Below are 26,341 nucleotides of genomic sequence, written 5' to 3'. Positions count from 1 at the left end.
ACCGCAGAAACATTCTGCGGTTTATTTTTGATCGTCCATCTTTAACACAGCCATGAACGCTTCTTGCGGCACTTCAACGGAGCCGACTTGTTTCATGCGCTTTTTCCCTTCTTTTTGCTTCTCAAGCAACTTCCGCTTACGTGAAATGTCCCCACCGTAACATTTCGCTAATACGTTTTTGCGCAACGCTTTAATTGTTGAGCGCGCAATAATTTTATTGCCGATAGCAGCTTGCACAGGTACTTCGAATTGTTGACGCGGAATTAAATCTTTTAACTTTTCAACGATAACTTTTCCGCGATCGTATGCTGAATCGCGATGAACAATAAACGATAAAGCGTCGACTTTTTCACCGTTTAATAAAATGTCCATTTTTACAAGTTTAGACGGCTTATAGCCAATCAACTCGTAGTCAAACGATGCGTATCCTTTCGTGCTCGATTTTAAAATGTCAAAGAAATCGTACACAATTTCAGCAAGCGGCAATTCATATGTGAGCGTCACACGTCGCTCGTCTAAATATTGCATATCGCCAAAAATGCCGCGTTTCTTTTGGCATAGTTCCATGACAGGACCGACGTAGTCGTTCGGTACCATAATCGTTGCTCTCACGTACGGCTCTTCGACGCGATCAATTTTTTGTGGATCTGGCATGTTTGACGGGTTATCGACTGCTAACTCTGTTCCGTCCGTTAAATATACTTTATATATAACACTTGGCGCTGTCGCAATAATATCAATGTTAAACTCGCGCTCTAATCGCTCTTGAATAATTTCCATATGCAAAAGCCCTAAAAAGCCGCATCGGAAACCGAAACCGAGCGCTTGGGACGTCTCTGGTTCAAACTGCAATGCCGCATCGTTTAACTGGAGCTTTTCTAACGCTTCACGCAAATCGTTGTAGCGCGCTGTATCGATTGGATACAAACCGCAAAATACCATCGGATTTAAGCGACGATACCCTGGAAGCGGTTCACTTGCTGGATTGTCCGCATGCGTAATCGTATCCCCAACACGCGTATCGCTTACGTTTTTAATCGATGCCGTTAAGTAGCCGACATCTCCGACGGTCAATTCATCAACGATTTTCGCTTTCGGTGTGAATACCCCGACTTCAACGACTTCAAATTCTTTTCCTGTCGCCATCATTTTAATTTTTTGACCTGCTTTCACCGTTCCTTCTACGACGCGAATATATGCGACAACGCCGCGATACGGGTCATAAAGCGAGTCGAAAATAAGCGCTTTAAGCGGTGCATCTGGATCTCCAGATGGGGCAGGAATTTTTTGAACAATTTGCTCTAAAATTTCATCAATTCCAATGCCAACTTTCGCTGATGCTAATACAGCTTCTGATGCGTCAAGACCGATCACATCTTCAATTTCTTGACGAACACGCTCAGGGTCCGCACTTGGTAAATCAATTTTATTAATGACCGGCAAAATTTCTAAATTGTTATCAATCGCTAAATATACGTTAGCAAGCGTTTGAGCCTCAATGCCTTGCGCCGCGTCAACGACTAAAATCGCCCCTTCACACGCCGCTAAACTACGCGACACTTCGTACGTAAAGTCGACGTGACCAGGTGTATCAATTAAATGTAAAATGTAATCTTCTCCATCTTTCGCTTTGTAATGAAGCTGGACTGCATTTAATTTAATCGTAATGCCACGCTCGCGCTCTAACTCCATTGAATCGAGCGCTTGTTCTTTCATCTCGCGCTCAGATAGCGCACCCGTCTTTTCAAGAATGCGGTCAGCAAGCGTAGATTTGCCGTGGTCGATATGTGCAATAATGGAAAAGTTGCGAATGCGATCCCTTCTTTTTAGTCTCTCTTCACGATTCATCTATGTTCCACTCCTATAATTTCCGAAATACGCTAGCTTTGATTATAGCAACAACGTTTGCAATATTCAACGCAAAATAATGAAAAGGCGGATCGTTATCCCGCCTTTTGCATAAATGAAAGCATATGTTCAACGAGCGAATGAACGAACATCGCAAGTTTTTGTCCCGCTTTCGAAAACATGTTAAACGTTTCCATTTGTTGCAGCTTTTCTTTTTTTTCTTCAATCGATTGCCCAAGCACGATCGTTTCATCTTTTGATACGTGTACAACTCGCTCAAGCGATGGATCGTTATACCCTTTCATTTTGCGCATCCCTTCGTTCGCTTGCTGCATGCCGAGCAATACACCTACTAAAAAAATGACGGCGATGAGTAAACTTTGAATCGTAAATCTTACCATCTTACTCACCTACTTTTTTTCTGCCGGTTGTGTCGCATTTACTTTTTCTGCTTGCCAATAATATTCGCTAAATACATCTGCTACAGCTGATGCTGTTCGATACAATTCTTGAAACGTATTATCCACACCGCCAAATTCGATTAAAATCGCATTTTCCGATAAATCTTGATTAAATTTCCCGTTTGTTCCGACCCCTTTTTTCTCGAATGTTCCGCGGCTTAGCCCAGGATATTTTTTTTCAAGCAGTTCGTGCAATTTCGTCACAAGCTGTAAGTTTTTTTCATACTTTGCATTCTCGCCGCCGATAATAAACGACACTCTCGCATAGTCAACGCCGTTAATCGTCACCGTCGTATCATTGCGGCGTCGAGAATCACGATGAATGTCAATTAAATATTGAACGTCACGATTGTTTGCCATCGCTTCAACAACCGTTTTACGCGACATATCATACGCTTGATAATATTCCATATTATTTTTTAACAATTTCCCGATAAAATCGGTCGTATCAACAACAACACCGATGCCGCGCTTCTCTAGTTCTTCTCCTAATTTTTTTCCGACTTTTGTTACATTCACAGTCGGATGATGGGCGAAGTTAGGGTTCGTCACCCCTTTTAATGCAGGCAAATACGATTCTTGCGTATGTGTATGATAAATATAAACAACTTTCTTCCCACCTGTCGTTTGTGAAGGGGCAGGAGCCGGAGGCGTTTCTTCCTCCTGAAGCTGCTCTTGCGCTGCTTCTCGCTCAGCTAACAACACTTCTAACGGAGGGGGTGACTCGTACGGAATGTTTGTAAAGTTCGTTCCTTCACCAGCTAAAATAATTTCGCTATCATACAGTGAAAAGCCGGGTAACTCCCGTCCTAACAAACTGCGCAGATCGTGAAAATTCACGCTCGTTGTCATTTGAAAAAAATATGTAGAATACGGCAGTTGCTGTTTTTCTTTCGGGAGCATCTCACGAAAATACACATTTTCAAATGAAAGTACATATACAAGCGATTCTGCAGCAAAGCGATTCGTCATTTCATGAACAGAAGAAGAAGAAAGGCGATATGTCGACGTCGCTGTCATTGTCGCGACAACTGTTATCGTACTGATAAACGTAAACAAAATGAATATAATCCACTTTTTTATACTTGTTCCGTGAACGGTCACCATCATTTTCTTCACTCCACCCTTTCAAAGCTTGTCTACTCTATCAATATGACAGCGCTTTGAAAGATAGAACGAAAAACTAATGCGTATATGCCCCAACGTTTTCTTGATCAATGCGATGATGTAACGCGGCGTTCAAACCGCTCGCTAATATGTTTGCCATTTCCTCAATAAATACATCGACCTCTTTTGGCGTAACCATTAAATTATGGCCGATCGGGGCAAGCACTTCATAAATCAACTTTCTTTTTTCTTCTTCATTAAGCATGCCGACCATCCCTAAAAAAGCAGAACGATCTGACTCATTCGGTAAATCTTCTTCCGTCAACTTTTTTTTCTTTCCGAATACGAGACTCGCTGGCGCAAGAGCACGAGCTGCTCGATTGCCTTCTTTCATCTCGCGGCCGAGATGTTTTAACAATAAATCAATCGTGTCGCTTGCAATCGATACAGCATCAACGACCGTTGGGACGCCAATTGCAATAACAGGAATGCCTAACGTTTGTTTACTGAGCTCTTTTCGCTTATTCCCTACCCCAGATCCTGGGTGAATACCTGTATCAGAAATTTGAATGGTAGCATTTACTCGTTCAATCGAACGCGCAGCTAACGCATCAATTGCAATAATAAAATCCGGTTGAATTTTTTCAACAATGCCTGCAATGACATCGCTCGTTTCAATTCCAGTCATCCCCATTACTCCTGGAGCGAGCGCACTTACCGAGCGAAATCCGTCTTGAACACTTTCAGGTTGCAGTTGAAATAAATGGCGCGTCACAACTAAATTCGATACAGCTAACGGACCGAGCGCATCAGGGGTGACTTCCGCATTCCCTAACCCGACGACAAGACAACTTGCTTCTTTTGAAATGCCAAGCTGCTGTAAAAACGTATAAAAATGTTTGGCGAATAGCTTCTCCACTTTTTGTTGCAAATCCGTGTCTTGTGTTCGAATCCCTTGCGCCTCAATCGTTAAATATTTTCCAGCTTTTTTTCCTAACGTTTTTGCACCTTCCTCTGTTACTTCGACAAACGAAAAATGAACGCCATCTTCTTCCCAATCGCGAATAAATACCCCTTCAAGTGACGTTTGTTGTTCATTTTGCAATCGTTCTTCCATAGCTATTTCGTGCGCTTCAATGGCTAAATCCGTTCGGACATTATATGGACGTAAATCGATCATACAGTCTCCTCCATCATTTTTTATCATTTGTTTTATCCATTTTCCTCCTTTTTCATACAATCGCACTTTTCCGCCTTTGCCCTATTGCATAATTAAGAGCAGTTTGGTAGAATATCACTTGTTCTTATTGTTCATCGAACTGTCGCGTATTGAACGTATATATTTGCGATCGGTTAACGGAGGTGAAAAAAATGGCAAACATTAAATCTGCAATTAAACGTGCAAAAACAAGCGAAAAGCGTCGCGCTCATAACGCATCTATGAAATCAGCAATGCGCACAGCAATTAAAAAGTTTGAAGCGCTTGTTGAGTTAAAAGACGTGGAAAAAGCAAAAGAAGCTTTCGCATTTGCAACGAAAAAAATTGACAAAGCAGCTAGCAAAGGCTTAATCCACAAAAATGCTGCAAATCGCTATAAATCACGTTTAGCGAAAAAATTAAACAGCATTACAGCATAATGAAAAAACAGCTTGTCATACGCGGCAAGCTGTTTTTTCCATTTTGGGAGGGGATGCATATGTTTCATTGGGTCAAGCAACAATTAAAAATGATTTCGTTATTTTCCCAACTGTCCGATGAAGAATTGGAGGCGCTTGTACATATCGCAACCGTCCGGACGTATAAGCCGAAAATGCTTGCGTTTATGCAAGGAGAGCCGCTTGATCGCGTCTTTTTTATCGCTCGTGGGACGGTGAAAATTTACAAAACAGATGTAAGTGGAAAAGAACAAATTGTATCTATTTTACAAGAGGGAGATATGTTTCCACACACCGGCTTTTTTCGACGCGGCTCGTATCCGGCACATGCAGAAATGATGGAGGAAACGACACTGATTGTCATTCCGATTGAACAATTCGAACAAACGCTCATTTGCTATCCACAACTATGCATCAAACTGTTTCGCATCATGGGCGAAAAAATTATCGAATTGCAAACACGATTAGAAGAACTAGCCTTTCACAATACAGCTGAACAATTGGCGCGGCTTTTCATTCGATTAGCAACAACAAACGGCGTGTATATGAACGGCCGTTATCGTCTGAAAACATTGCTCACAACTCGAGAATTAGCCAATATGATTGGCGCTGCGCGCGAAACGGTTAGCCGCGTACTAAGCCAACTCAAACAGCAAGGAATCATTACGACAGACGATGATGGCTACTATATGATCGATGTCGATGCGTTACAACAAAAGCGGTAGAGGAACGCTCTACCGCTGCAACTTTAAGAAAAACAACTGCAATAACAACTGCTTATCCATTGCGCTACTTTTTAGCGCATAATCCGTTTCCGCTAAATCGTATAAAATGCTCATAAGCTGTTGCTCTGAAAATCCGTTCGCATAACTTGCCGCCACTTTTACGCGAAACGGATGAACACCTAACATCGAGGCGATTTGTTGTTGACCGTATCCTGTTTTCATCAGTTCCTTCACTTCATAAATAAGCCGAAATTGGCTTGCTAATAGAGCAACAAGCTTAATTGGTTCTTCATTTTGGCGCAACAAATCTTGAAGCGTTTGCAACGCAGCTGGGACGTTTCGCTTAGCAATTTGTTCGACAAGGGTAAATACATTTTGTTCAAGCGTGCGCGACACAAGCAATCGAACATCGTTTACTGTGATGGAACGATGTTCAGCGAAAAGCATGAGCTTTTCGATTTCGCTAGCCAACGTAGCTAAATCCGTACCAGCTAATGTCAACAACATATCTAGCGCATCATCGTCGATTTGGCATTGTCCTTTTACCCATTGTTTTAATTCTTTTTCGTTGAGCGGTTTAGCAACGATCACATGCGCTTTTTTTAATAACGCTTTCGTCACTTTTTTCCGCTCATCTAACTTTTCATACGTTCCAACGAAAATGATACTAGAAAACGGCGCGGGCTTTTCTATGTAAGCTTCCAATCGTTTCATATCGTGCTCGACTTTTTCTTTTCCTTTTTCCGCCGTTAAAAAATACGGTTGCTTCACAATGACGATTTTTCGCTCACCGAAAAACGGAAGCGTCTCCGCATCTTCAAGCGCCACTTCAATCGGTGTTTCTTCACAGTCGTATGTACTAACATTCCATTCACGTTCTTCATCTGACAACGCTCGGCGAACAATTTGTTCATATGCTTGCTTCATTAAAAAATGCTCCGTGCCATATATGACATATAGTTGTTCCATGTTCTCTTCCCCATTCTTCATCCATTTTCTTTAAAGAACATACAACGTTTCGGAGCATTTTACAAGGGAGTTAGCAGATGAAAATCGCCAACTCCCATTTATTTAAACGTTGGAAAACAAGCCCTAGGAACTTATTTATCCAACGGGTATCTTTATCTTTTCCGATCTTGCACGAACTATTTGTGACAACTGTTGTCAACGATGTAGATTTTCTTTCTCTTTTCCCTTATACTAATGGTGAGAAAATAGGAGGGATGGTCATGAACGAATTTGAAAAAAACGTTCAATGTACGCGCAACGATGCCGTTGACTCGGCTGTTGGCTTCATCGTATCATTCGGCTTTTTCGCCACTATGTTCATTATTGCTACACTTGTAAAATTTTTTGGTGCATAATGAACACCCGAAAGAGATTGCATGTTGCAGTCTCTTTTTTCTTGCATTTTATGGTGAAAAGGTTTGAATGGTGCTTATCCGTTTCGAAAAACGAATGACGATCGCACCATGTTCATCGGTACGAAACGTACGAACATGATAGGCACGCAAACGATCAATCACTTCACGATGCGGATGACCGTATCGATTGCGACGTCCGACGGAAATAAGCGCCACTTTCGGACGAATATGTTGTAAAAACGGCTCAGATGTCGATGTATTACTTCCGTGATGTCCGACTTTTAATATGTCAACAGGCAATGAGCGATACATCGTGATGAGTTGTTGTTCCCCTTTTTCTTCTAAATCACCTGTAAATAGCCAATATGCCCCTCCCATAAACGCATACAGCACGATGGAACCATCATTTGTCGTCTCTTCATTTCCAAATGGAGAAAGAATGTGAAATTGCGCTTGACCAACCGTCCAACGATCGCCACTTTTCACTATTTGTACATGCGTCCCTTTATTGATCGCATGTGCCATGACCGTTTGCAGCAAATCATTTTTGTGCATACCGACAAACAGTTTTCGCACACGGACAGCATTCAATACATCGCTCGCATCCCCGATATGATCGAAATCGCCATGTGTCACAATGAGCGCATCAAGAGCACGAACCCCTTTTGCTTTCAAAAACGGAACGATGACATCTTCACCGACGCGAAACGATTGCTTCCTTTTTCTCCACGGCTCATCGCCAAATGACATCGTTCCGCCCGTATCAATCATATAAATCGCCTTTCGATACGGCAGTTCGATATATATACTATCTCCTTGCCCAACGTCTAACATAACGACTTCAGCGCTCGGACGAAAAAACGGCCAAAGGAAATGAACGATGATGACAAAACTAAACGAAAAGCGAAAGACGATTTGTTTATACTCAAACGAAAGAAAAAAGAGAGCAATCGAGATCACATAAGCGATCAATAGCCACGTCGGCGGACGACCGAGGGTGAGCAAAAACGAATCTGCTAATGAAGTGACAAGCTTGTTTGCATGTTCAATCACAAACGTCAATACATATGTGATGATCGGGCTAACAAACGGCATAAAGACGTGGATAAACCACGCGAGAAATGAGAGCGGCAAAATGACAAAAGAATAAAGCGGAACAAACATGACGTTTAATGGAATCGATAAAATGGAAACTTCGTAAAAATGATAAAGCAAAAGCGGCAACGCGCCCATTTGTGCAATAAACGATGTCATAAACAACTGACGAATGACGGAACGTTCATGTTGAATAAACGAAGAACAAATAATTAACGCAAAACAAACGAGAAAAGATAATTGAAAACCGAGATGAAATATGATATACGGGTCTTTTAGTAGTAAAAGAAGACAAGCGACGCTTAATGCATCAAGCGTACGAAGGCGAGAGGAAAAGAGAAGGAAACAACTTGTCATGACTGCTGCACGCATTACTGACGGAGCAGCCCCTGATAAAATGACGTATAAAGGAATACAACATAATAAAATCACGGTTGCTCGTTCCCGTGTGATCCCGAAGCGAATGAATAAATAAAAACAACCACCAGCAAGCAATGTCATATGCAAACCTGAAATCGCTAGCAAATGAATAAGCCCTAACTTTTGATAGCTCGAAAGAACAGTTGGCTCTATATCGCTTCGTTCACCGTAAATTAGCGCCTGCATAAACGCGCTAACGTCGCGAGGGAAATGATCTTGAATGTAGCGAATGCCTTGTTGACGAACGATTTGCAATCGTTCCACCCATGTCACATGTGTGCGCATGCACCGTTCGAGTGAAGCTGGACGAACGATCCAATGGATGCGATGATAAAACAAATACTGGCGATAATTGAAAGCATACGGATTCGTCGGTAAAGATGGTTGTTCAAGCGCTCCTTTCACCAAACAGGCCGTACCAATTTGAAGGGCATCCCATTCGTATTTTTCTTCTTCCGTACGAAGGCGATAAATAAGTTGCAGACGTTCATGCTTCCATTGTACAACCGTTTTTATTTGATCCCCATCGATATGAATCGGAGCAACAAATCGCACAAACAGCGCTGTTTCATGTCCTGAAAGCGTCGTCACGTTATGTCGATCGATCCAATTGCTCCATAACAGAAAAAACAAATATGCGCTAGCACAAACGATCAACAGCGCCCGCTTCCGCCAAAGCAAAAACAAATGGTACACGACCGAAAGCAAAAAGCAAACAACCGATTTTGTCAATATAGACAGGACGGCCAAAACGGCCGCCATTGCTACGTAAACGATACATCATCTCCCCTTCGCGTGTAAAAATGTCGGAATAGATTCCACATCAAAAGGAACGTGCTTGACCGTTACTCCTGCTTGTTCAAACAATTGCAAAGCAAACGGATGGTTTTTATAGTCGTTCGCATAATAAACAGCTTTTATCCCGCTTTGAATAATCGCTTTACAACATTGTAAACAAGGAAAATGAGTGACGTATATTTCCGCCCCTTCTGTTGGCACACCAAACTTCGCACATTGTAAAATGGCGTTCATTTCCGCATGAATGGTGCGCACGCAATGGTTGTCAATGACATAACATCCTTCGTCTATACAATGCGCTCCACCTGCGATTGAGCCGTTGTATCCCCCTGCAATGATACGTTTATCGCGCACGATCGTTGCTCCGACCGCTAGCCTCGTGCATGTGCTACGCAACGCTAATAAATGGCTTTGTGCCATAAAATATTGATCCCATGTAATTCGTTTCATGTTGTTTCTCCCCCTTGTCCATTATGCCTTTAGTTTATCGCCAATTTTAACGCACGACAATTTGTTCTTTTATTTTCTCAAACGATTTTTCCCCGATTCCGCTCACATTCAACAAATCTTCCGCTTTTTGAAACGGTCCGTGCTCTTCGCGATATGCAATAATGGCAGATGCTTTTGCCGGACCGATGCCTTGCAGCGTTTGCAATTGCTCTGCTGTGGCTGTATTAATGTTTACTTTTCCGTTTGATTGATCTATCGTATGCATGTCCGCTAGTTCGCTTATTTCTTCGCCTTTTTTTGGCACGTAAATGACCATTTCATCATGCACTTTCATCGCCAAATTGATTTTCGTTTCATCCGCTTCTTCTGTTAATCCTCCTGCCATTTCAATCACATCTCGAATGCGGCTTGTTGCTGCGACTTCATATACTCCGGCTCGTTTAACCGCTCCTTTTACATCGACAAAAACAGACGTTTCCTCTTCTTGTTTCTCCGCTTGTTGTTCTACTTGTTGTTCATTTTGTTCGAAAGGCAACGGTTGTATCGTCGTTTCGTCTTGTTGCGTCACCCAAATGATCACTCCAATGACAAGTGCCCCAATATATATCCAACGCTCATACGTTTTTATCCACTTCATACGTTCACCCTTTCATAAAACGTGTCATCGTCGCATACATATGACATATAGTGGTGACGGATAAGGGGGGAGTACCGTTGAATATAGGGTTTATCGGAACAGGAAACATGGGAACAATTTTAATTGAATCGTTTATTAACGGCAATGCTGTGAAGCAAGAACAACTATTCATTACGAATCGAACGCTTGAAAAAGCGTACAGTATACAACAACGTTATCCAAACGTTCATGTCATACAAACGAACGAAGAAATAGCAAAACATGCAACGATTATTTTCATTTGCACAAAGCCGCTACATATGCCAGCCGTTTTAAAACAATTACGGCCACATTTGACCGACCATCATTGCATCGTGTCAATTACGAGCCCGATTTCCGTTCAACAGCTCGAATCGCTCGTACCGTGTAGCGTTGCTCGCGTCATTCCAAGCATTACGAATCGGGCACTTGCGGGAAGCTCTCTCATTACCGTAAGCGAGCGTTGTACAAAAGAAGAGAGAGCGACAATTGAACGGCTATTCCGTTGCATTTCTCGTCCAATATACATAGACGAGCCTATTACGCGCATCGCTTCTGATTTAACGAGCTGTGGACCAGCCTTTTTCAGCTACTTAATTCAAAAATTTATTGATGCAGCCGTTCAACAAACAGCCATTACAAACGAACAAGCAACGATGTTAGCGACAGAAATGATGATCGGACTAGGTGCTTTGCTTGAGAAACAATTGTATACGTTACCGACATTACAGGAGAAAGTATGTGTCAAAGGTGGCATTACAGGAGCTGGCATTGACGTGTTAGAAAAAGAAGTCGGGGACTTGTTCGTTCATATTTTTCAAAAAACGCATGAAAAATTTGACGAAGAAAAAGAAAAGGTGCGCCAACAAATCGATCATATTCGCGATGAATAAAAAAAATCCTTCTAAAATAAAACGTCCCAAAAGAGAACACTTTTGGGACGTTTATTTTTGCGCAATGAAAAAAATGCGCTCGCTTTCATTTGTCGGCTGTTGTTCTGTAAAATCCGCCCATACGTGCAACAAGCGAAAACCAGCTTGCTTTAACCACGTCACGTATCGTTCAACATCGTACGTTCGCTGCACATGCATTTCGTCAACTCGCTCATATACCCCTTCTTCTAATCGAACAAAAAACGTCAATTCATGTTCGACACTATGCGGCCACGAGCCCGGATAACAGTTCCATATATAGCTTACTTGGTCATCATTACTCGCAAACGTCCCGTGGTGTAAAAAGACGTTTTCCATTTTAAATAAAGAATGAACGTCAAATAAAAACAACCCATCTGGCTTCAATTGATCGTATACGCGCGAAAACGTAGCGATCACATCTTCTTCTTGCAACAAATAATTGAGTGAATCGCAAAAAATGACGATCGTATCAAACGGCTCAAACGGACCAAAGTCGCACATATCTTGCTGAAAAAATGAAAGATTAACTCCACGTTCTTGCGCTTTCATTTGCGCAATCACCAACATTTGTTCCGATAAATCAACACCTGTCACATCAAATCCTTTTTCAGCTAAGCGAAGGGCGAGTTCCCCCGTACCGCATCCGAGATCAAGAATTCGCTTTCCCGTTCGGTAAGATGACACCGCCCGTTCGACGAGAGCACACCATGCATCGTATGGGGCATCGCTCATTAATTGATCATACCAACTCGCAAACCGTTCGTACGTCATGCCCCAAGATCACTCTCAATTTGTTCAAGCGGCGCATCGCCCCATAACCGTTCGAGATTATAATATTCGCGGTCTTCTTTATGAAACACATGGACGACGACATCTCCTAAATCCACTAAAATCCAACGCGCTTCGTCAAATCCTTCAACACGTTTGACGACAACATCGTGTTCTTCCGCTTTTTCTTTAATTTCACGCGCAATCGCCTGTACTTGTTTATCCGAATTGCCGTGACAAATCATAAAATAATCAGCAACGAGCGAAATGCCCTTCATATTTAATGCTACAATGTTTTCTGCCTTTTTTTCATCTGCTGCTTTTACTGCGATGCGTAAAATGTCTCGTTCTGTCACGATGAAACCCCCTTTAATTTTTTTGCTATATCATTATACGTATGAAACGTATCTGGGTAAATGGGCTCGCGTTTGTCCATTAAAAATTGAATCGTATTTTGAAGCGCACGGAAAAGCGCATGATCTAAATGTTCTCGCGCTAGCGCCCGCACTTCATCAACGCCCGGAAACGAACGATTCGGCTCAATATAATCGGCGATATACACAATTTTTTCAAGCAATGTCATATTTGGTCGCCCTGATGTATGATAACGAATCGCCTGCAAAATCTCTTCATCTTGAATGCCGACTTCCGTTTGTACTAAATATGCCCCAACAGGCGCATGCCATAATTCCGGACTATATGCCAACAAGTCTTGCGGCATTTGTTGTTCTACAATGATGCGCTTCATTTCTTCTTTCGTGCGAAATTTTGCGTAATCGTGAAAAATGGCAGCTAATTCCGCCTTTTGAACATCAGCTCCGTACAATTTTGCTAGCTCAATAGCTGTTTCCATCACACCTACCGTATGAACGTACCGCTGTTCTTTTAATTGCTTGCGCACGATAGCTAACGCCTCTTCACGTTTCATACAATCGATTCTCCTTTATATATAATTGAACCGCTTCTGGCAACAAATATGTCACGCTTTTTCCGTTTTGGATACGTTCGCGAATGAGCGAAGAAGAAACCGCAAACGTCGGCACGTCCACTTCGATAATCGGATACGGCGTACAAAGCGAATAGCCCGGACGTTTCACGCCGACAAATTGAATGAGTTGAACGAGCTCATCAATGCGATACCAATGCGGCAAATATTCGACCATATCTCCGCCAATAATGAAGTAAAATGTCGTATGCGGATGTCTTTTTCTTAACAAAACGATCGTGTCGTACGTATACGATCGCTCTTTCCGTTCTAATTCAATCGTTTCAACGCGAAAATGTGGGTCATTGGCAATCGCCATACGCAACATATTGACGCGATGCACATGATCAGTCACCTTTTTATCTTTATGCGGCGGAATGTAGTTTGGCATAAACCATATTTCATCGAGCTTTAATTCCGTTCGTACATCATCCGCAATTAATAAATGCCCATAATGAGGCGGATCAAACGTCCCACCTAAAATGCCTACTTTTTTCACTGCACCGCTCCTATTTTGGTAACACAATTTGCTTTCGTTCACGAGACTCTTTGTATAATACAATCGTATGACCGATCAGTTGGACGACTTCCGCCCCTGCTCCGCTCGCTAGCTGCTCTGCAATCACTTCTTTTTCTTCTTCGCAGTTTTTTAATACGCTCACTTTAATCAGCTCTCTCGCTTCAAGCGCATCGGCAATTTGTTTAATCATATTGTCGTTCACGCCGCCTTTTCCGACTTGAAAAATCGGCGTTAAATGATGAGCTAAAGAACGTAAAAATCGTTTTTGTTTTCCTGTTAACATGTTTTTCCTCCTAACTGTTGCATCACAACTTGTTCCATTCGTTTTGTATCTGGAAAAATTCCTGTCCATTTTTCAAACGCTAGGGCACCTTGATAAACGAACATGCCGACGCCGTTTTGCACGCGCGCACCCTTCTCTTTTGCTTCTTGCAGCCATTTTGTCATCAGCGGATTATAAATAATATCGCTGACGATCGTCCCCTTTTTTAACGTTTGAAGAGAAATAGGCATCGCATCGACATGTGGATACATGCCGACAGACGTTGTATTAATAATGATATCATACTCCCCTAAACGTTCCTCTGCTTCCTCAAGCGAGTAAACAGAAGATATTTGTTTTTCAATAAACGTCTCTGCCTTTCCTGCCGTGCGATTACATACATCAACGGCAGACACACGATGTTTCAAAAGAGTAAAATAAATGCCGCGCGCCGCCCCGCCTGCGCCGACAAGCAAAATGCGCGCACCGGACAATTCAATGTTCATTTGCTCACATAACGCTCGGACAAATCCTTCACCATCTGTATTATAACCAATCCACTTCCCATTTTCATTGACGACTGTATTGACGGCTCCCATTTGTTTTGCCGTTTCATCAAGTTCATCCATATACGCCATCACTGCTGTTTTATGCGGAATCGTCACATTAAATCCTGCACATTGTAACGCTTTTAACCCTTGCACCGCCTCTTTTAACAGGTGAGGCTCAACATGAAACGCATGATAATGCGCATCGATACGCAACGATTGAAACGCATCGTTATGCATAAGCGGTGATAAGGAATGATGAACAGGACAGCCGATTAGCGCAAATAATTTCAAGTTCCTCTCCCCCTCTTTGTTAAATGAGCGATCTGCGCAACATCACACCGACGCCTTTTGGCGCGTATGCAACGACATGAGCACCAGGTTCATGACATGTCACCCAACCGAGCCCTGAAAAAACAATATCTGTTTTCGGTTCTTTTAATGTGAAATGGTGGGCAACGAGCGGCGGCAATTGCTCGCAATAGCTTTTGCGCGGCGGCTGCAACAACTCTCCAAGATGTTTCTCATACAACTCATCTGCATGTTCACGCTTCGTTCGATGAATAAACAATTCATTTGACATATAACATACAAATGGACGTCTTCCACCGCTTACGTAATCTAACCGAGCTAGCCCTCCGAAAAATAACGTTTGTTGTTCATTTAATTGATACACTTTCGGTTTAATTTCTTTCTTTGGCGTAATGACTTTTAAATCTTTTTTATCGACGAAATGCGCCATTTGATGATGGTTAATAATTCCCGGCGTATCATAAAGAGCCGAGCCGTCATCGAGCGGTATTTCAATCATATCGAGCGTCGTTCCCGGGAAATACGATGTCGTAATGACATTTCCTTTTCCTGTCGCTTCTTTAATGATGCGATTAATAAACGTTGATTTTCCAACGTTCGTGCAACCGACGACATACACGTCTTTTCCGTTTCGATATTCATCAATCGCTGCCATCACTTCTTTCATTCCGTAGCCTTTATTGGCGCTCACTAAAAAAACATCGCGTGGCTGTAAACCGAGTTCGCGAGCCGATTGTTTCATCCAGCGCGTCACTTTTTCATGTTTGACGGATTTCGGCAATAAATCGACTTTGTTGCCGACAAGCAGCACATCTTTTTTCCCGACAAATCGATGTAGTCCCGGCAGCCAGCTACCGTTAAAATCAAAAATATCAACAATTTTCACGACTAATCCGTCTGCTTGTCCGATGCCGTGCAAAATGTTTAAAAAGTCGTCATCCGTTAACGAGACGTCCTGCACTTCGTTGTAATGTTTTAATCGGAAACAGCGCTGACAAATCACCGGATCTTTCTCTAGCGCTGAAGGGGGCGCATATCCGATTTTCGTTTCATCTTCCGTTTGAATCGTTACTCCACATCCAATACAAATCATTTGTTCACTCATCTTCATCACTCCCAATGAATCATACCTTTTTTTCGCATCATATTTAAGATTTTTCGTTCAATGTTTCGGTTTATACGAGTGAAAAAACCGTCTGTTTGTGCAACAGGAACGACTAAAATCGTATGTAACCCGAGCCGATTGCCGCCAAACACATCGGTGAGAAGTTGATCGCCAATGACGACAACTTCTTCTTTTTTCAACTTCATGTCGCGCAACGCTTGTTGAAACGCTCGCGTTAACGGCTTGCGCGCTTCGAAAATAAACGGAATGCCAAGCGGCTTAGCAAACGCTTCCACTCGCTTTTTATTGTTATTGGATACGACGGTGACTTGAATGCCGCTTTGTTTCATTTGTTCAAACCAACGAACAACATCAGGCGTCGCAAGCGGACGATCCCATTCAATTAACGTGTTATCTAAATCTGTAATAATTCCTTTTATTCCTTTTTGTTTTAAATGTTCTGGAGTAATTTCAAAAATACTTTTCGCATGTTCGTTCGGCAAAAAATATTTTAACATACGTTCTCATTCCTTCTCTCTTTTTTACATAAATAAACAAATTGTAAAATTTTTCGACAAAATCCGATATTTTTCATATCATGTGGATAACTTTATGCACATGATCCACATTCATTTTTCAACATTTCCTCATCGTTATAAACAACAAATCCACAACTTATCCACCAACACATGTGGATAATTAGAACAATTGTTCTTATTTTTGATTTATGATAAAGTGAAGATAAACCTACCATTATATGTATACATTTTTCCGTGTATACCAAGGAGGCGAAAAAATGAAATGTTTGCCTGACGACTTGTTAATTGAGTCATACTACAAAGCAAAAGAATTACAATTAAGCAAAGAATTTATTCAACTCATTGAAAGAGAAATTTTCCGTCGCCGTCTTGACCATAAAATTAAACAGTCTTCGTAATGAGCCTTCAGTTACTGGCTCTTTTTCTTTTGCGCAAAAAATCCAAGACGTTGCCCCATTTTTACTTCAAGCGGCGGAATAATTTGTTCATCTAACGTAAAGGCGCCCTTTTCAAACAATAACACTACTGTTGAACCGAACGAAAAATATCCGATTTCTTCGCCTTTGTTCACATAGTTGTGTTCATGTGTTAATTCAATGCTGTTGACAAACATCGCTCCGACTTTCACAATGGCTGTATGCATACCATTTGTACACAGTTCAGTAATTCTTCTGTAATTTTTAGAAAGTGGATCTTTGCCATATTTCAATCCGAGACGGTTGACAGGGTATGACTTGCCACCGAGCTCCCACTGCTTCACAACTTCCCCACATATTGGGCTATGAATACGATGATAATGGCTTGGACTTAAATACAAAATAATAAACGTTCCATGCAAATACTTTTCAGCGATCCGATCATCGCCAAGCATCTCACGAATGGAGTACGTTTTTCCTTTCACGATGATTTCTTTTTTGTCTGTAATGATGCCGACATCTTCAATAACGGCATCGACAGGGCTTACGACACTATCTGGGTGTTCATCGATCGGACGAAGTCCTTTTTTTAGCGATCGGACGAACAATTGTTGAAGCGTTTCATATTCGTGCAACTTTTTTTCCATTTCTTCTTCATCTACTTTATATACTTTCGCATAAGATGGAATAACCCACCGACTCCATTTTGAGCGCGTAAACGAAGCAAGCCACTTCGATGTCAAAGGATGATTTGTTAATTCAATAAACAGGCGATATAGCCATTTGACCAACGACTTTCCCTCCTAAAGTAAAGAATGTCCTTTACTAGTTTGCTTATTATCAATAAAATATTAGTAACCGAGTGATATTTTTGGCAAGTGGGTTGTCACGATTTTAATAAAGGAGTGAACGTGTATGTTTTTATCCGATTATATTGATCATACCATTAAAAAACTTAAAGCGCATACGGCAAACGTATTGACGTTGACAAATTTAAGCCTAGGAGGCTTTGCGATTTTATTTGCGGTGAAAGGCCAGCTAAACGTCTCTGTATTGTTTATTTTTTTGGCAGCACTTGCCGATCGTTTTGACGGAACGGTCGCTCGGAAAATGAATATTGAATCTGACTTAGGGAAACAATTGGACTCAATGAGTGATATTATATCATTTGGAGTAGCACCTGCACTATTACTTTATCAAGGATTATTGCACGAATTTGGCGCACCCGGCTCATTTTTTACGATTTTTTATATCGGTTGCGGTGCTTTTCGCCTAGCACGATTTAACATTACGGAAAGCAACGGATATTTTACCGGTTTGCCGATCACGGCGGCAGGTTGTTTATTGACGCTTAGTTATTTAACAATTCATTACTTCCCACCTTACGTCTTTATTTTTATTATTTTTACGCTTTCTCTTTTAATGGTCGGTTCATTCCGATTAAAGAAAATGTAACCCTTGAAGCTTTCCACTTCAAGGGTTTTTTTCGTACAAATTTCCCTTTTCAAATACCCGTATAAATTATATGATAAATTTGGTTTTATTTTTCATTCTACAACTAGAGGTGATAAATATGGATCGTACGTCCTTAATCGGACTCATTCTTGGCATTATTGCGGTGGGTGTCGGAATGATGTTTAAAGGAGTAAGTCCGGCTGTGCTCATTAACCCTGCGGCGATTTTAATCATTTTGTTAGGGACAGCGGCCGCCGTCACGATCGCCTTTCCAACGAAAGAAATTGCGAAAGTGCCAAAGTTATTCGGGGTCATTTTTAAAGAACCAAAAACGCCAAAAATTGAAGAACTCATTCCGTTGTTTGTCGAATGGGCAAACATCGCTCGCCGCGAAGGGCTGTTAGCGCTAGAAGCAAAAGTGGCCGAAATCGATGACCCATTTTTACGCAACGGATTAAGTTTAGCCATTGATGGACAGTCACAAGAATTTATTCGTGACGTGATGACTGAAGAAATTGAAGCAATGCAAGAGCGTCATTTAGCAAACGCAACAATTTTTACCCAAGCCGGTACATATGCTCCAACGCTTGGGGTACTTGGGGCCGTCGTCGGATTGATCGCTGCCTTGCAGGATATGTCTGATATTGATCGTCTTGGTCACGCAATTAGTGCGGCGTTCGTTGCGACGCTCATGGGAATTTTTACAGGATACGTTCTTTGGCATCCATTTGCGAACAAATTAAAACGCAAGTCAAAAGAAGAAGTGAAAGTACGTCAAGTGATGATTGAAGGCGTGCTTTCAATCATTGAAGGACAAGCACCTAGAGCGATTGAACAAAAATTAGCTTCTTATTTACCGATGAGCGAACGTCAAAAACTTTTAGGACAAGGAGCTCAGAATAATGGCGAAAAAGCATAAAAAACATCATCATGAAGACCATATAGATGAAAGTTGGCTAATTCCATACGCTGATTTATTAACACTGTTATTAGCACTATTTATCGTATTATTTGCTAGTAGCCAAATTGACTCAGAAAAATTCCAGCAAATCGCCAAATCTTTCAATAGCATACTAACAGGAGGAACTGGGGCACTACAATATTTGAGCCCGATGGATAGGGAAAAAATAGATTCGGTCATTAAAGACTCTCCAAGTCAAAAGCCGTATGTCAAAATTTCAAAAAAAGAATACGAGGAATTAAAAAAGATTCAAAGTAAATTTAACGAATACGTCAAAACGAATCAATTAAGCGGAGAATTGTCTGTCGCGATGACAGAAGAAGGATTGCTTGTAACGATTGCGAACGATGTGTTGTTCGACTCAGGCAGCGCTGATATTAAGCCACAATATCGCGATGTCGCAAAAAAAATATCGAACTTGCTCGTCATGAATCCGCCGCGCAACATCGTCATTAGCGGACATACCGACAACGTGCCGATCAACAATGCGAAATTTGCTTCCAACTGGGAATTAAGCGTTATGCGCGCCGTCAACTTTATGAAACTATTGCTTGAAAATACAAGATTAAACCCGCAGTTATTTAGCGCAAAAGGGTATGGAGAGTTTAAACCGATCGCCTCAAATGCTACACCTGAAGGACGCGCGAAAAACCGACGGGTAGAAATTTTAATTATGCCGCAAGAACCTGCACAATAAAAGCGAGGGAGCCCCCCTCGCTTTTTTCATCCCGTCAATATATCGCCATTCGGATAACGAATATTCGTTTTTTTCGGCTTCGCAATTGAATATACGAGCGTTAACGGACCTAATTTCCCAAACAACATGACGAAAATAATGAGCATTTTTCCAATCGTTGATAAATGCGATGTCATATTCATCGAAAGACCAACTGTACCAAATGCGGATACAACTTCAAATAAAAGCGCAAGAAGCGAAGCATCTTCCGTAAGTGTCAATATCATCGTCATAACAAAAATAAACAACATGCTCATCGACGCAATGGCCAATGCTCGTAAAATAATCGTATGGCGAATCGTTCGCATCCAAACGACCGTTTCTTCTTTTCCTTTTAAAAAACTCATCACCGCAAAAATAATGACCGCAAACGTCGTCAGCTTAATTCCTCCGCCTGTCGACGTGCTTCCTGCTCCAATAAACATAAGGAAAATCATAAGCATCGCCGTCGGTTGTTCAAGGGAACCGATATCAATCGTATTAAATCCTGCTGTTCTCGGGGTAATACCTTGAAAATAAGATGCCCATAGTTGCTCACGAAGCGAAAGAGAACCGAGCGTTTTCGGGTTGTTATGTTCGAATAGAAAGAAGGCAATAATCGCCACAATATTCACAACAAGCGTCATGACTAACATCAGCTTCGTATGAATAGATAACTTTCTCCAACGTCGTTGATACAATACGTCAAATACGACCGTAAAACCGAGCCCACCGATGATAATTAATAAAGAGACGGTCACATTGACGATCGGATCATCGACAAAACGCGATAAATTATCCGGCCATAACGCAAATCCGGCATTATTGAACGATGCAATGGTATGAAAAACGCTGTAATATACCCCTTTCGCCCAGCCCATTTTCGGAACCCAATCGATCGCCAGCAACACTGCACCAACAACTTCCATAAATAAAGAAAACAATAGTAAATTGCGCGCCAAACGAATGACCCCACCGAGCGACGGTTGGTTTAACGCCTCTTGCATCAACATGCGTTGCTTCATCCCGATTTTTTTCCCGAGCACAATAACAACGAGCACCGCAAATGTCATAACTCCAAGTCCCCCAACTTGAATAAGCACCATTAACACAATTTCTCCAAATACGGTAAATGTCGAACCGGGATCAATTGGTGCTAAGCCGGTCACCGTTGCTGCGGATGTCGATAAAAAGAACGCATCAAGCCAGCTAATTTCCTTCTCTGTTGCGATCGGCAACTTCAACAACCCCCCACCGACAACGACAAGAAAGAGAAACATGCCCGCTAACAATTGAGGGGGAGTGAGCTTCAACGGTTTCATCATTGTCCTTCTCACGCTTCATCCTTCTTTCATATTTATTTTACATTCCTCGATTATACAAGATTTTCTTTTCACAAACAAAGGGGAAAAAAGAAAAATCATGTGTCCAAACACGAACAAGTTTTCTAATGCATATACATACATAAGCAACAAAAGACCACCTGCGAGGTGAACGATGATGGGTGCCATTTTTTCTGCGCTTGCTTTGTTTATAAAGGAGCTCGTCTTTTTCGTATCTTATGTGAAAAACAATGCCTTTCCACAACCGCTTGATGCAAAAGAAGAAGCGATGTATTTAAAGCAAATGGCAAAAGGAGATGAATACGCTCGCAACAAGCTCATCGAACACAATTTGCGCCTCGTTGCGCACATTGTAAAAAAGTTCGAAAATACTGGAGAAGACCCAGAAGATTTAATTTCAATCGGCACAATCGGCTTAATTAAAGCGATCGAAAGCTATTCAACAGGAAAAGGGACAAAACTGGCGACATATGCTGCTCGTTGTATCGAGAATGAAATTTTAATGCACCTTCGTTCACTGAAAAAAACGAGGAAAGACGTTTCTTTGCACGATCCGATCGGGCAAGATCGCGACGGAAATGAAATTAGCCTACTCGATGTATTAAAATCAGAAGATGAAGACATTATCGACATGATTGAAAAAAATAATGAGCTTGAAAATATCGCTCAACATTTACACGTCCTTGACGATCGTGAACGACAAGTCATCGTTAGCCGCTTCGGCTTAAACATGCAACCTGAACGCACCCAGCGCGAAATCGCGAAAGAACTCGGCATTTCTCGCAGCTACGTTTCACGCATTGAAAAACGAGCATTAATGAAGCTATATCACGAATGTTATAAGCACGATAAAGGCAAAAAAGGATCATAACGAAAAGGTGTCCCGAAAAAACGGGACACCTTTCATACGCTCAGTTTTCGTTTATTGCGCATTCGTTTTTCGATGTAGTATGTGGGAACGATCATCACTGTCCAAATGGTAAAGTAGTGAAGCAAGACAAGCAGCGGGTTGTTTGTGCCGTGTTCTTTAAGGATTTTTTCATGGCGAAACGCTCCGTCCGGTGGGGTTGGCAGTGTGCCAACCGTCTTTCCAGCAAAGGATGGTGCGTTTTGTTCGGCAAATTTCGGTTTGAACTCTCCTTCGCTTGGCTTGACATATTGCGAACTCCAATACATCCCGCCAGCTAAAAGCGCAAATATCAACACGCTAGAAATGAACGCTCCTTTCCGCCACGTTCCGTCCTTTGCTTTGAACACTTTTTTACTAACACCCATGATCCATTGCCAATGCAAGCCGAGATGAAGGCCGACTAAAGCAAGCGTTGTGTTGGCGAAAAGGTCGTGAATTTCCCGTACAAAATGGTTCCCCTCTAGTGCGACGTTCGAAAACAAAACACGCGAAATCAAAATCCCCGATACAATGACCGCTGCCATCGAAACAAGCAACAAGATGTTTAAGGCAAAGCTGATCCTCGTTTTCTTCGGAAGTTCGGAAGAAAATATTTTTTTCGTCGTGTTGATTACCCAACGATAGTTTAATCCGATATGAACAAGAATCGCCACTCCGATTACAGTTCCAGCAATTTCATGAAACGGCAATCCATTAAACACTCTCGGATTCATTAACAACACAAACGCAATCGCCATTGAGACGTCCAATATGATTTTTACGATGTTTTTCTTCAACACATATCCCCCCTGATTCACCATATCATGTACTGTATACCGTAAGTGTACGAGTGAATGGTGAAAATTAGGTGAAAGGGGGATATTTCACCTACGTTTAGATAAAACATCACCTACCGTTTTAAAAAACGTTATGACCACTACTAGCTTTACATCCCACTACGTTCAGATAAAACTCAAATTTCAATAGACGCTCGACCTGTCTCAATTCCTGTCTTTACATCCCACTACGTTCAGATAAAACAAGGAGTTCTATGCTCGTTTTGTTGAGTATGGTCATAAAGCTTTACATCCCACTACGTTCAGATAAAACTTGCGCTGTTATTTGTCCTACCGCCCACAATTTTTCTACTTTACATCCCACTACGTTCAGATAAAACATTTAACACATCTGTGTCATCGTACTCGACAATCTGCTTTACATCCCACTACGTTCAGATAAAACCAATTTTAGAAGTGTTTGGCGATCATTTCTTCAACACTTTACATCCCACTACGTTCAGATAAAACGTTATTATGAACTTAACTTGTTATTTTTCTCTCTCTTTATATCCCACTACGTTCAGATAAAACTAGAAAGGCTGCGTGCTGGTGAAAAGCTTGAGGATATTTCTTTACATCCCACTACGTTCAGATAAAACGTGGAAATGTTGTTCTATTTTAGTGCCAGCAACTTTCTTTACATCCCACTACGTTCAGATAAAACCCGAACTAGAATCATATCCTTGTACAATTACAAATTCCTTTACATCCCACTACGTTCAGATAAAACAGCCACACCCACACGCCCAACTCGCAAAGGCAATGCTTTACATCCCACTACGTTCAGATAAAACCCCTAAAGTCTAAAAACACAAAGTACTGTCATATCAACGATTTTTGGGAAGTGTTGATATGACAAGTTCCTACTTTTTGCAGTGAAGCGTCAGTCGTGTTTTGTCCTTATTCCAAAAATATCGCATTTTTTGTTGATATATCAAGCATTTTTATTCATTTTTTAAAATTAGAGGTTCACTGCAAATATTAAAGAAAGAGTTCATCAAAGTTTTTCTCCTGTCCAAATACTTGCTTCTTGATATTCTTCGGATTAGCCACTTCGTAAATATAAATGGAATCCTCATCTTCATCAATAATTTGGTCTATCTCGTTCAAGCATTTCATAAGCAAACTTTTGGAAATCTCCCCTTCAAACACAGAGTTTTGGGTCCACGTTAAGTACTCTCTCAGCTTTTTACACACTTTATTTACACGTTTTTCTCCAACATCGTACGTAATGATTACAAACATAACTACCACCATGCCTTCAACGGTTTATAAGGTTCATCGCCAATGAAATGTTTAATGAGTTTGTAACATTCCAAACGAATAAAATAACGATAACTTACTTTTCTCTTCAGTTTCCGATGCTGTACTGTTGTTGATAGCTTCTCATCCCATTCTTTAATAAAACGCTTTTTTCCTTCCTCGTTTAACAAAACCATTCCATCAAGAAAATCGAAATGTTTCTGGGTGATGATGCGATTATTAATGCACGAAATAATCACAACATCAACGAGTAATGGTTTGAAAATCTCCGCTAAATCTAGACATAAAGAAAATCTCTTCGTTGATGGCTCATGCAAAAAGCTAATAGTCGGATCTAATTGTGTTTTATAAATTTCCGACAAAACCGTTGTATAACAAAGCGAATTCCCAAACGAAATAAGGGCATTAAGCGGGTCTTGCGGCGGTTGTTTCGTTCGTTTTTCAAAGATAAAATCTTGTTTCAAAATTGCATTAAATGACTGATAATAATGTTGCCGAATGCGTCCTTCTATTCCCATCAGTTCTTGAATTGTCGTAGCACTATCCATCTTTTTCGCTTCTTCTTCGATGTTTTTTACATATTGCTCCGTTTTTTCTTTGTATCGTCGAATATTCCGCAACATATGATGCACGGCACTTTGCAAAAACGACCTCGCCATATATAACCGCTTCTCATGCTCCAGATAATGAACACTTTGTTGCACCACCGTAAATCCTGAAACTTTTTTATTTCGCGGACAAAACGTACCTGCATAAAATCCGTAGTAATTAAATACATGAAGATGAACATCATGCTGGCTCAGCAAATTTAATAGCGACGAGTTTAAATCCACTTCCCCAAATATATATAAATTATCCGTTTGATGAACAGGAAGGCTCTTTTTATTTTCTTGTTCGTCAAAAAAGTATAGCGTATTATCTTTTCTTTTCAGCCTACCGTTAGAAAAAATATAGTGATCCCGCAACATTTTAATCATCACCCTCTAGCGCAAAACAAAATTCATAATATGCGCATTTTGTACAGTAAGGAAGTTTTTTCAACCGCGGCGGAGAAGGAGATTGTAAAATGACATAAATCTCCTTTATCGCCTTTTCAATCGCGCTCTCATCTTTTTCTGTCAGTTCTACCTCTTCAGTTTTCCGCTCCTTCGTATAGCTAATCAATCCCTTCTTCGTAATGCCCCGTTTCTTTAGCTCATATAAGTAATACAACATTTGAAATCGATCGGCTTCTGGCATTTTGCTAGAGATCTTAGTTTCGCGAACATACTCCTTATCTAAAGCATCTAACTTGAATATATCATCAACTAAAATTTCCCTATCTTCCAAACGCGGATAAGCCCGCTCGTGTAAAATCTTTCCCTCAATGACACGTTCATGTTCATTTTCCATCGCAATTCCTTTTGAAAACAACCATAGCTTCCGCTTACACACTTTGTAATACTGCATTTGCACACCACTAACCATGAATATAAACTCCCTCTTAATATTGATTGGATGAAGGTTTGTCTAATAAAATACCCTTTCCTTTCAACTGTTCACGATTAAAGTCATATTGAACATCGGCAATATATATGTGGTCAAATGGCTTTGGCAAACGCTCCGACACATATTTTTCCGCTACATATCGCTGAACGCTAACTGTCTTCTTTTCAATTTCCATTCGTAATTTCAACCGCTCTTTCCATTCTTTTTCTTTCTTATACTGCTCAAATAGATGCTCAATTTGATCATACATTTGCCGCGTGATGATTTGGATGTTTTGAATATCACGCAGTTTTTGTTGCGCCTCACGTTTATCCATTCCGTATGGATCAAGATTATCAAACATGTATAAGGCATCTTCAAACTCTTTCAAAAATGATGTTCCCTTTAATTGTTTTCGATCATATAGTTGCTTTACCATTTCTACCTTGGCACGTTCGTCA

The 26,341-nt window shown here is 41.2% G+C and carries 32 protein-coding genes and 1 CRISPR repeat array; of the genes, 9 read left to right on the top strand and 23 right to left on the bottom strand.

What is annotated here, in order from left to right:
- Positions 1-21: 21 nt before the first annotated feature.
- From lepA to gpr, 4 genes are all read right to left on the bottom strand, one after another.
- Positions 22-1,848: a translation elongation factor 4 gene (gene lepA / locus K1I43_RS04955; RefSeq protein ID WP_009374047.1), complete on the bottom strand. Its 1,827-nt coding sequence runs from the start codon at positions 1,846-1,848 to the stop codon at positions 22-24.
- Between the two features lie 95 nt (positions 1,849-1,943).
- Positions 1,944-2,249 carry a YqxA family protein gene (locus K1I43_RS04950; protein WP_019416885.1) on the bottom strand — a complete coding sequence of 102 codons (306 nt, stop codon included), beginning with the start codon at positions 2,247-2,249 and terminating at the stop codon, positions 1,944-1,946.
- A gap of 9 nt (positions 2,250-2,258) precedes the next feature.
- On the bottom strand, positions 2,259-3,428 hold the full coding sequence (gene spoIIP / locus K1I43_RS04945) for a stage II sporulation protein P (RefSeq protein WP_019416884.1): 1,170 nt from the start codon (positions 3,426-3,428) through the stop codon (positions 2,259-2,261).
- 64 nt (positions 3,429-3,492) lie between these two features.
- The gene (gene gpr / locus K1I43_RS04940; protein WP_020424507.1) at positions 3,493-4,596 is read right to left on the bottom strand and encodes a GPR endopeptidase; all 1,104 of its coding nucleotides are present in this window, start codon (positions 4,594-4,596) and stop codon (positions 3,493-3,495) included.
- A 191-nt stretch (positions 4,597-4,787) separates the two neighbouring features.
- On the opposite strand from gpr, the gene rpsT reads away from it, so the two are divergent.
- Both rpsT and K1I43_RS04930 read left to right on the top strand, forming a co-directional pair.
- The gene (gene rpsT / locus K1I43_RS04935) at positions 4,788-5,054 is read left to right on the top strand and encodes a 30S ribosomal protein S20 (protein WP_004889444.1); all 267 of its coding nucleotides are present in this window, start codon (positions 4,788-4,790) and stop codon (positions 5,052-5,054) included.
- Positions 5,055-5,113: 59 nt separating this feature from the next.
- A complete protein-coding gene (locus K1I43_RS04930) occupies positions 5,114-5,797 on the top strand; it encodes a Crp/Fnr family transcriptional regulator (protein ID WP_026011536.1) in 684 nt (227 codons plus the stop codon).
- A 9-nt stretch (positions 5,798-5,806) separates the two neighbouring features.
- Here the strand turns inward: K1I43_RS04930 and holA are convergent, their stop codons facing one another.
- A complete protein-coding gene (gene holA, locus K1I43_RS04925) occupies positions 5,807-6,787 on the bottom strand; it encodes a DNA polymerase III subunit delta (protein WP_026011535.1) in 981 nt (326 codons plus the stop codon).
- A gap of 239 nt (positions 6,788-7,026) precedes the next feature.
- Between holA and K1I43_RS04920 the strand changes: the two genes are divergently transcribed.
- Positions 7,027-7,161: a YqzM family protein gene (locus K1I43_RS04920; RefSeq protein ID WP_003393868.1), complete on the top strand. Its 135-nt coding sequence runs from the start codon at positions 7,027-7,029 to the stop codon at positions 7,159-7,161.
- A gap of 48 nt (positions 7,162-7,209) precedes the next feature.
- Here the strand turns inward: K1I43_RS04920 and K1I43_RS04915 are convergent, their stop codons facing one another.
- The 3 genes from K1I43_RS04915 to K1I43_RS04905 are packed head-to-tail and all read right to left on the bottom strand — an operon-like array spanning position 7,210 to position 10,561.
- Entirely contained in the window at positions 7,210-9,438 is a 2,229-nt protein-coding gene (locus K1I43_RS04915) for a DNA internalization-related competence protein ComEC/Rec2 (RefSeq protein ID WP_026011534.1), read from the bottom strand.
- An 18-nt stretch (positions 9,439-9,456) separates the two neighbouring features.
- On the bottom strand, positions 9,457-9,924 hold the full coding sequence (locus K1I43_RS04910; protein WP_009374060.1) for a ComE operon protein 2: 468 nt from the start codon (positions 9,922-9,924) through the stop codon (positions 9,457-9,459).
- Positions 9,925-9,970: 46 nt separating this feature from the next.
- Positions 9,971-10,561 (bottom strand): helix-hairpin-helix domain-containing protein, encoded by a 591-nt coding sequence (locus tag K1I43_RS04905; protein WP_019416880.1) that lies wholly within the window; start codon positions 10,559-10,561, stop codon positions 9,971-9,973.
- Positions 10,562-10,638: 77 nt separating this feature from the next.
- Between K1I43_RS04905 and comER the strand changes: the two genes are divergently transcribed.
- Complete coding sequence (gene comER, locus K1I43_RS04900; RefSeq protein WP_019416879.1) at positions 10,639-11,472, top strand: late competence protein ComER; 834 nt, start codon at positions 10,639-10,641, stop codon at positions 11,470-11,472.
- Positions 11,473-11,523: 51 nt separating this feature from the next.
- Here the strand turns inward: comER and K1I43_RS04895 are convergent, their stop codons facing one another.
- Genes K1I43_RS04895 through K1I43_RS04860 form a run of 8 tightly spaced genes read right to left on the bottom strand, consistent with a single transcriptional unit; the run spans position 11,524 to position 16,511 of the window.
- On the bottom strand, positions 11,524-12,264 hold the full coding sequence (locus K1I43_RS04895) for a class I SAM-dependent DNA methyltransferase (RefSeq protein WP_019416878.1): 741 nt from the start codon (positions 12,262-12,264) through the stop codon (positions 11,524-11,526).
- Positions 12,261-12,617 carry a ribosome silencing factor gene (gene rsfS / locus K1I43_RS04890; protein ID WP_009374065.1) on the bottom strand — a complete coding sequence of 119 codons (357 nt, stop codon included), beginning with the start codon at positions 12,615-12,617 and terminating at the stop codon, positions 12,261-12,263. The genes K1I43_RS04895 and rsfS overlap by 4 nt, the downstream gene beginning before the upstream one ends.
- The gene (gene yqeK / locus K1I43_RS04885) at positions 12,614-13,189 is read right to left on the bottom strand and encodes a bis(5'-nucleosyl)-tetraphosphatase (symmetrical) YqeK (protein WP_009374066.1); all 576 of its coding nucleotides are present in this window, start codon (positions 13,187-13,189) and stop codon (positions 12,614-12,616) included. The genes rsfS and yqeK overlap by 4 nt, the downstream gene beginning before the upstream one ends.
- Positions 13,179-13,745 (bottom strand): nicotinate-nucleotide adenylyltransferase, encoded by a 567-nt coding sequence (locus K1I43_RS04880; protein WP_026011533.1) that lies wholly within the window; start codon positions 13,743-13,745, stop codon positions 13,179-13,181. The genes yqeK and K1I43_RS04880 overlap by 11 nt, the downstream gene beginning before the upstream one ends.
- Positions 13,746-13,755: 10 nt before the next feature.
- Positions 13,756-14,049, bottom strand: a complete 294-nt coding sequence (gene yhbY / locus K1I43_RS04875) for a ribosome assembly RNA-binding protein YhbY (RefSeq protein WP_009374068.1) — start codon at positions 14,047-14,049, stop codon at positions 13,756-13,758.
- The gene (aroE, locus tag K1I43_RS04870; protein ID WP_019416876.1) at positions 14,043-14,870 is read right to left on the bottom strand and encodes a shikimate dehydrogenase; all 828 of its coding nucleotides are present in this window, start codon (positions 14,868-14,870) and stop codon (positions 14,043-14,045) included. Before aroE ends, yhbY begins: the two co-directional genes overlap by 7 nt.
- Positions 14,871-14,889: 19 nt before the next feature.
- A complete protein-coding gene (gene yqeH / locus K1I43_RS04865; protein WP_026011532.1) occupies positions 14,890-15,993 on the bottom strand; it encodes a ribosome biogenesis GTPase YqeH in 1,104 nt (367 codons plus the stop codon).
- Between the two features lie 5 nt (positions 15,994-15,998).
- Complete coding sequence (locus K1I43_RS04860; RefSeq protein ID WP_009374074.1) at positions 15,999-16,511, bottom strand: YqeG family HAD IIIA-type phosphatase; 513 nt, start codon at positions 16,509-16,511, stop codon at positions 15,999-16,001.
- Positions 16,512-16,789: 278 nt separating this feature from the next.
- On the opposite strand from K1I43_RS04860, the gene sda reads away from it, so the two are divergent.
- Positions 16,790-16,930, top strand: coding sequence for a sporulation histidine kinase inhibitor Sda (gene sda, locus K1I43_RS04855; protein ID WP_009374076.1), 141 nt, complete (start codon positions 16,790-16,792; stop codon positions 16,928-16,930).
- Between the two features lie 11 nt (positions 16,931-16,941).
- On the opposite strand, the gene K1I43_RS04850 is transcribed toward sda, so the two are convergent.
- The gene (locus K1I43_RS04850; RefSeq protein ID WP_019416874.1) at positions 16,942-17,739 is read right to left on the bottom strand and encodes a phosphatidylserine decarboxylase; all 798 of its coding nucleotides are present in this window, start codon (positions 17,737-17,739) and stop codon (positions 16,942-16,944) included.
- 124 nt (positions 17,740-17,863) lie between these two features.
- Here K1I43_RS04850 and pssA point away from each other — a divergent pair, with 124 nt between their 5' ends.
- The 3 genes from pssA (at position 17,864) to motB (ending at position 20,061) form a co-directional block, all read left to right on the top strand.
- On the top strand, positions 17,864-18,403 hold the full coding sequence (pssA, locus tag K1I43_RS04845) for a CDP-diacylglycerol--serine O-phosphatidyltransferase (protein WP_009374081.1): 540 nt from the start codon (positions 17,864-17,866) through the stop codon (positions 18,401-18,403).
- A 118-nt stretch (positions 18,404-18,521) separates the two neighbouring features.
- The gene (gene motA / locus K1I43_RS04840) at positions 18,522-19,322 is read left to right on the top strand and encodes a flagellar motor stator protein MotA (protein WP_026011531.1); all 801 of its coding nucleotides are present in this window, start codon (positions 18,522-18,524) and stop codon (positions 19,320-19,322) included.
- A complete protein-coding gene (gene motB / locus K1I43_RS04835) occupies positions 19,306-20,061 on the top strand; it encodes a flagellar motor protein MotB (RefSeq protein ID WP_019416873.1) in 756 nt (251 codons plus the stop codon). The genes motA and motB overlap by 17 nt, the downstream gene beginning before the upstream one ends.
- Positions 20,062-20,087: 26 nt before the next feature.
- Here the strand turns inward: motB and K1I43_RS04830 are convergent, their stop codons facing one another.
- A complete protein-coding gene (locus tag K1I43_RS04830; protein ID WP_136260217.1) occupies positions 20,088-21,401 on the bottom strand; it encodes a TrkH family potassium uptake protein in 1,314 nt (437 codons plus the stop codon).
- 178 nt (positions 21,402-21,579) lie between these two features.
- On the opposite strand from K1I43_RS04830, the gene sigK reads away from it, so the two are divergent.
- Positions 21,580-22,293, top strand: coding sequence for an RNA polymerase sporulation sigma factor SigK (gene sigK / locus K1I43_RS04825; protein WP_035066617.1), 714 nt, complete (start codon positions 21,580-21,582; stop codon positions 22,291-22,293).
- A 32-nt stretch (positions 22,294-22,325) separates the two neighbouring features.
- On the opposite strand, the gene K1I43_RS04820 is transcribed toward sigK, so the two are convergent.
- From K1I43_RS04820 to K1I43_RS15635, 5 genes are all read right to left on the bottom strand, one after another.
- Positions 22,326-23,111 carry a DUF4405 domain-containing protein gene (locus K1I43_RS04820; protein WP_019416837.1) on the bottom strand — a complete coding sequence of 262 codons (786 nt, stop codon included), beginning with the start codon at positions 23,109-23,111 and terminating at the stop codon, positions 22,326-22,328.
- A gap of 144 nt (positions 23,112-23,255) precedes the next feature.
- Positions 23,256-23,944: a CRISPR direct-repeat array (repeat unit 29 nt; unit sequence CTTTACATCCCACTACGTTCAGATAAAAC).
- Positions 23,945-24,131: 187 nt separating this feature from the next.
- Positions 24,132-24,395 (bottom strand): CRISPR-associated endonuclease Cas2, encoded by a 264-nt coding sequence (gene cas2, locus K1I43_RS04815; RefSeq protein ID WP_009361654.1) that lies wholly within the window; start codon positions 24,393-24,395, stop codon positions 24,132-24,134.
- 2 nt (positions 24,396-24,397) lie between these two features.
- Complete coding sequence (cas1b, locus tag K1I43_RS04810; RefSeq protein ID WP_009361655.1) at positions 24,398-25,381, bottom strand: type I-B CRISPR-associated endonuclease Cas1b; 984 nt, start codon at positions 25,379-25,381, stop codon at positions 24,398-24,400.
- 1 nt (position 25,382) lies between these two features.
- Positions 25,383-25,880, bottom strand: coding sequence for a CRISPR-associated protein Cas4 (gene cas4, locus K1I43_RS04805; RefSeq protein WP_019416836.1), 498 nt, complete (start codon positions 25,878-25,880; stop codon positions 25,383-25,385).
- Positions 25,881-25,896: 16 nt separating this feature from the next.
- Positions 25,897-26,319, bottom strand: a complete 423-nt coding sequence (locus K1I43_RS15635) for a hypothetical protein (RefSeq protein WP_238148400.1) — start codon at positions 26,317-26,319, stop codon at positions 25,897-25,899.
- Positions 26,320-26,341 lie beyond the last annotated feature (22 nt).

The sequence above is a fragment of the Anoxybacillus sp. ST70 genome (assembly GCF_019553625.1).
GTDB classification, from domain to species: domain Bacteria; phylum Bacillota; class Bacilli; order Bacillales; family Anoxybacillaceae; genus Anoxybacillus; species Anoxybacillus gonensis.
Note: the sequence above shows the minus strand (reverse complement) of the source record. Positions and strands in the feature narration are given on the sequence as shown.

Excerpts from the sequence above, each read along its gene's own strand:
- lepA (WP_009374047.1), bottom strand. The coding sequence starts at position 1,848 with ATGAATCGTGAAGAGAGACTAAAAAGAAGGGATCGCATTCGCAACTTT.
- K1I43_RS04950 (WP_019416885.1), bottom strand. The coding sequence starts at position 2,249 with ATGGTAAGATTTACGATTCAAAGTTTACTCATCGCCGTCATTTTTTTA.
- gpr (WP_020424507.1), bottom strand. The coding sequence starts at position 4,596 with ATGATCGATTTACGTCCATATAATGTCCGAACGGATTTAGCCATTGAA.
- rpsT (WP_004889444.1), top strand. The coding sequence starts at position 4,788 with ATGGCAAACATTAAATCTGCAATTAAACGTGCAAAAACAAGCGAAAAG.
- K1I43_RS04930 (WP_026011536.1), top strand. The coding sequence starts at position 5,114 with ATGTTTCATTGGGTCAAGCAACAATTAAAAATGATTTCGTTATTTTCC.
- holA (WP_026011535.1), bottom strand. The coding sequence starts at position 6,787 with ATGAAGAATGGGGAAGAGAACATGGAACAACTATATGTCATATATGGC.
- K1I43_RS04920 (WP_003393868.1), top strand. The coding sequence starts at position 7,027 with ATGAACGAATTTGAAAAAAACGTTCAATGTACGCGCAACGATGCCGTT.
- K1I43_RS04915 (WP_026011534.1), bottom strand. The coding sequence starts at position 9,438 with ATGGCGGCCGTTTTGGCCGTCCTGTCTATATTGACAAAATCGGTTGTT.
- K1I43_RS04910 (WP_009374060.1), bottom strand. The coding sequence starts at position 9,924 with ATGAAACGAATTACATGGGATCAATATTTTATGGCACAAAGCCATTTA.
- K1I43_RS04905 (WP_019416880.1), bottom strand. The coding sequence starts at position 10,561 with ATGAAGTGGATAAAAACGTATGAGCGTTGGATATATATTGGGGCACTT.
- K1I43_RS04895 (WP_019416878.1), bottom strand. The coding sequence starts at position 12,264 with ATGACGTACGAACGGTTTGCGAGTTGGTATGATCAATTAATGAGCGAT.
- yqeK (WP_009374066.1), bottom strand. The coding sequence starts at position 13,189 with ATGAAACGTGAAGAGGCGTTAGCTATCGTGCGCAAGCAATTAAAAGAA.
- yhbY (WP_009374068.1), bottom strand. The coding sequence starts at position 14,049 with ATGTTAACAGGAAAACAAAAACGATTTTTACGTTCTTTAGCTCATCAT.
- yqeH (WP_026011532.1), bottom strand. The coding sequence starts at position 15,993 with ATGAGTGAACAAATGATTTGTATTGGATGTGGAGTAACGATTCAAACG.
- K1I43_RS04860 (WP_009374074.1), bottom strand. The coding sequence starts at position 16,511 with ATGTTAAAATATTTTTTGCCGAACGAACATGCGAAAAGTATTTTTGAA.
- sda (WP_009374076.1), top strand. The coding sequence starts at position 16,790 with ATGAAATGTTTGCCTGACGACTTGTTAATTGAGTCATACTACAAAGCA.
- pssA (WP_009374081.1), top strand. The coding sequence starts at position 17,864 with ATGTTTTTATCCGATTATATTGATCATACCATTAAAAAACTTAAAGCG.
- motA (WP_026011531.1), top strand. The coding sequence starts at position 18,522 with ATGGATCGTACGTCCTTAATCGGACTCATTCTTGGCATTATTGCGGTG.
- motB (WP_019416873.1), top strand. The coding sequence starts at position 19,306 with ATGGCGAAAAAGCATAAAAAACATCATCATGAAGACCATATAGATGAA.
- K1I43_RS04830 (WP_136260217.1), bottom strand. The coding sequence starts at position 21,401 with ATGAAACCGTTGAAGCTCACTCCCCCTCAATTGTTAGCGGGCATGTTT.
- sigK (WP_035066617.1), top strand. The coding sequence starts at position 21,580 with ATGGGTGCCATTTTTTCTGCGCTTGCTTTGTTTATAAAGGAGCTCGTC.
- cas2 (WP_009361654.1), bottom strand. The coding sequence starts at position 24,395 with ATGTTTGTAATCATTACGTACGATGTTGGAGAAAAACGTGTAAATAAA.
- cas1b (WP_009361655.1), bottom strand. The coding sequence starts at position 25,381 with ATGTTGCGGGATCACTATATTTTTTCTAACGGTAGGCTGAAAAGAAAA.
- cas4 (WP_019416836.1), bottom strand. The coding sequence starts at position 25,880 with ATGGTTAGTGGTGTGCAAATGCAGTATTACAAAGTGTGTAAGCGGAAG.
- K1I43_RS15635 (WP_238148400.1), bottom strand. The coding sequence starts at position 26,319 with ATGGTAAAGCAACTATATGATCGAAAACAATTAAAGGGAACATCATTT.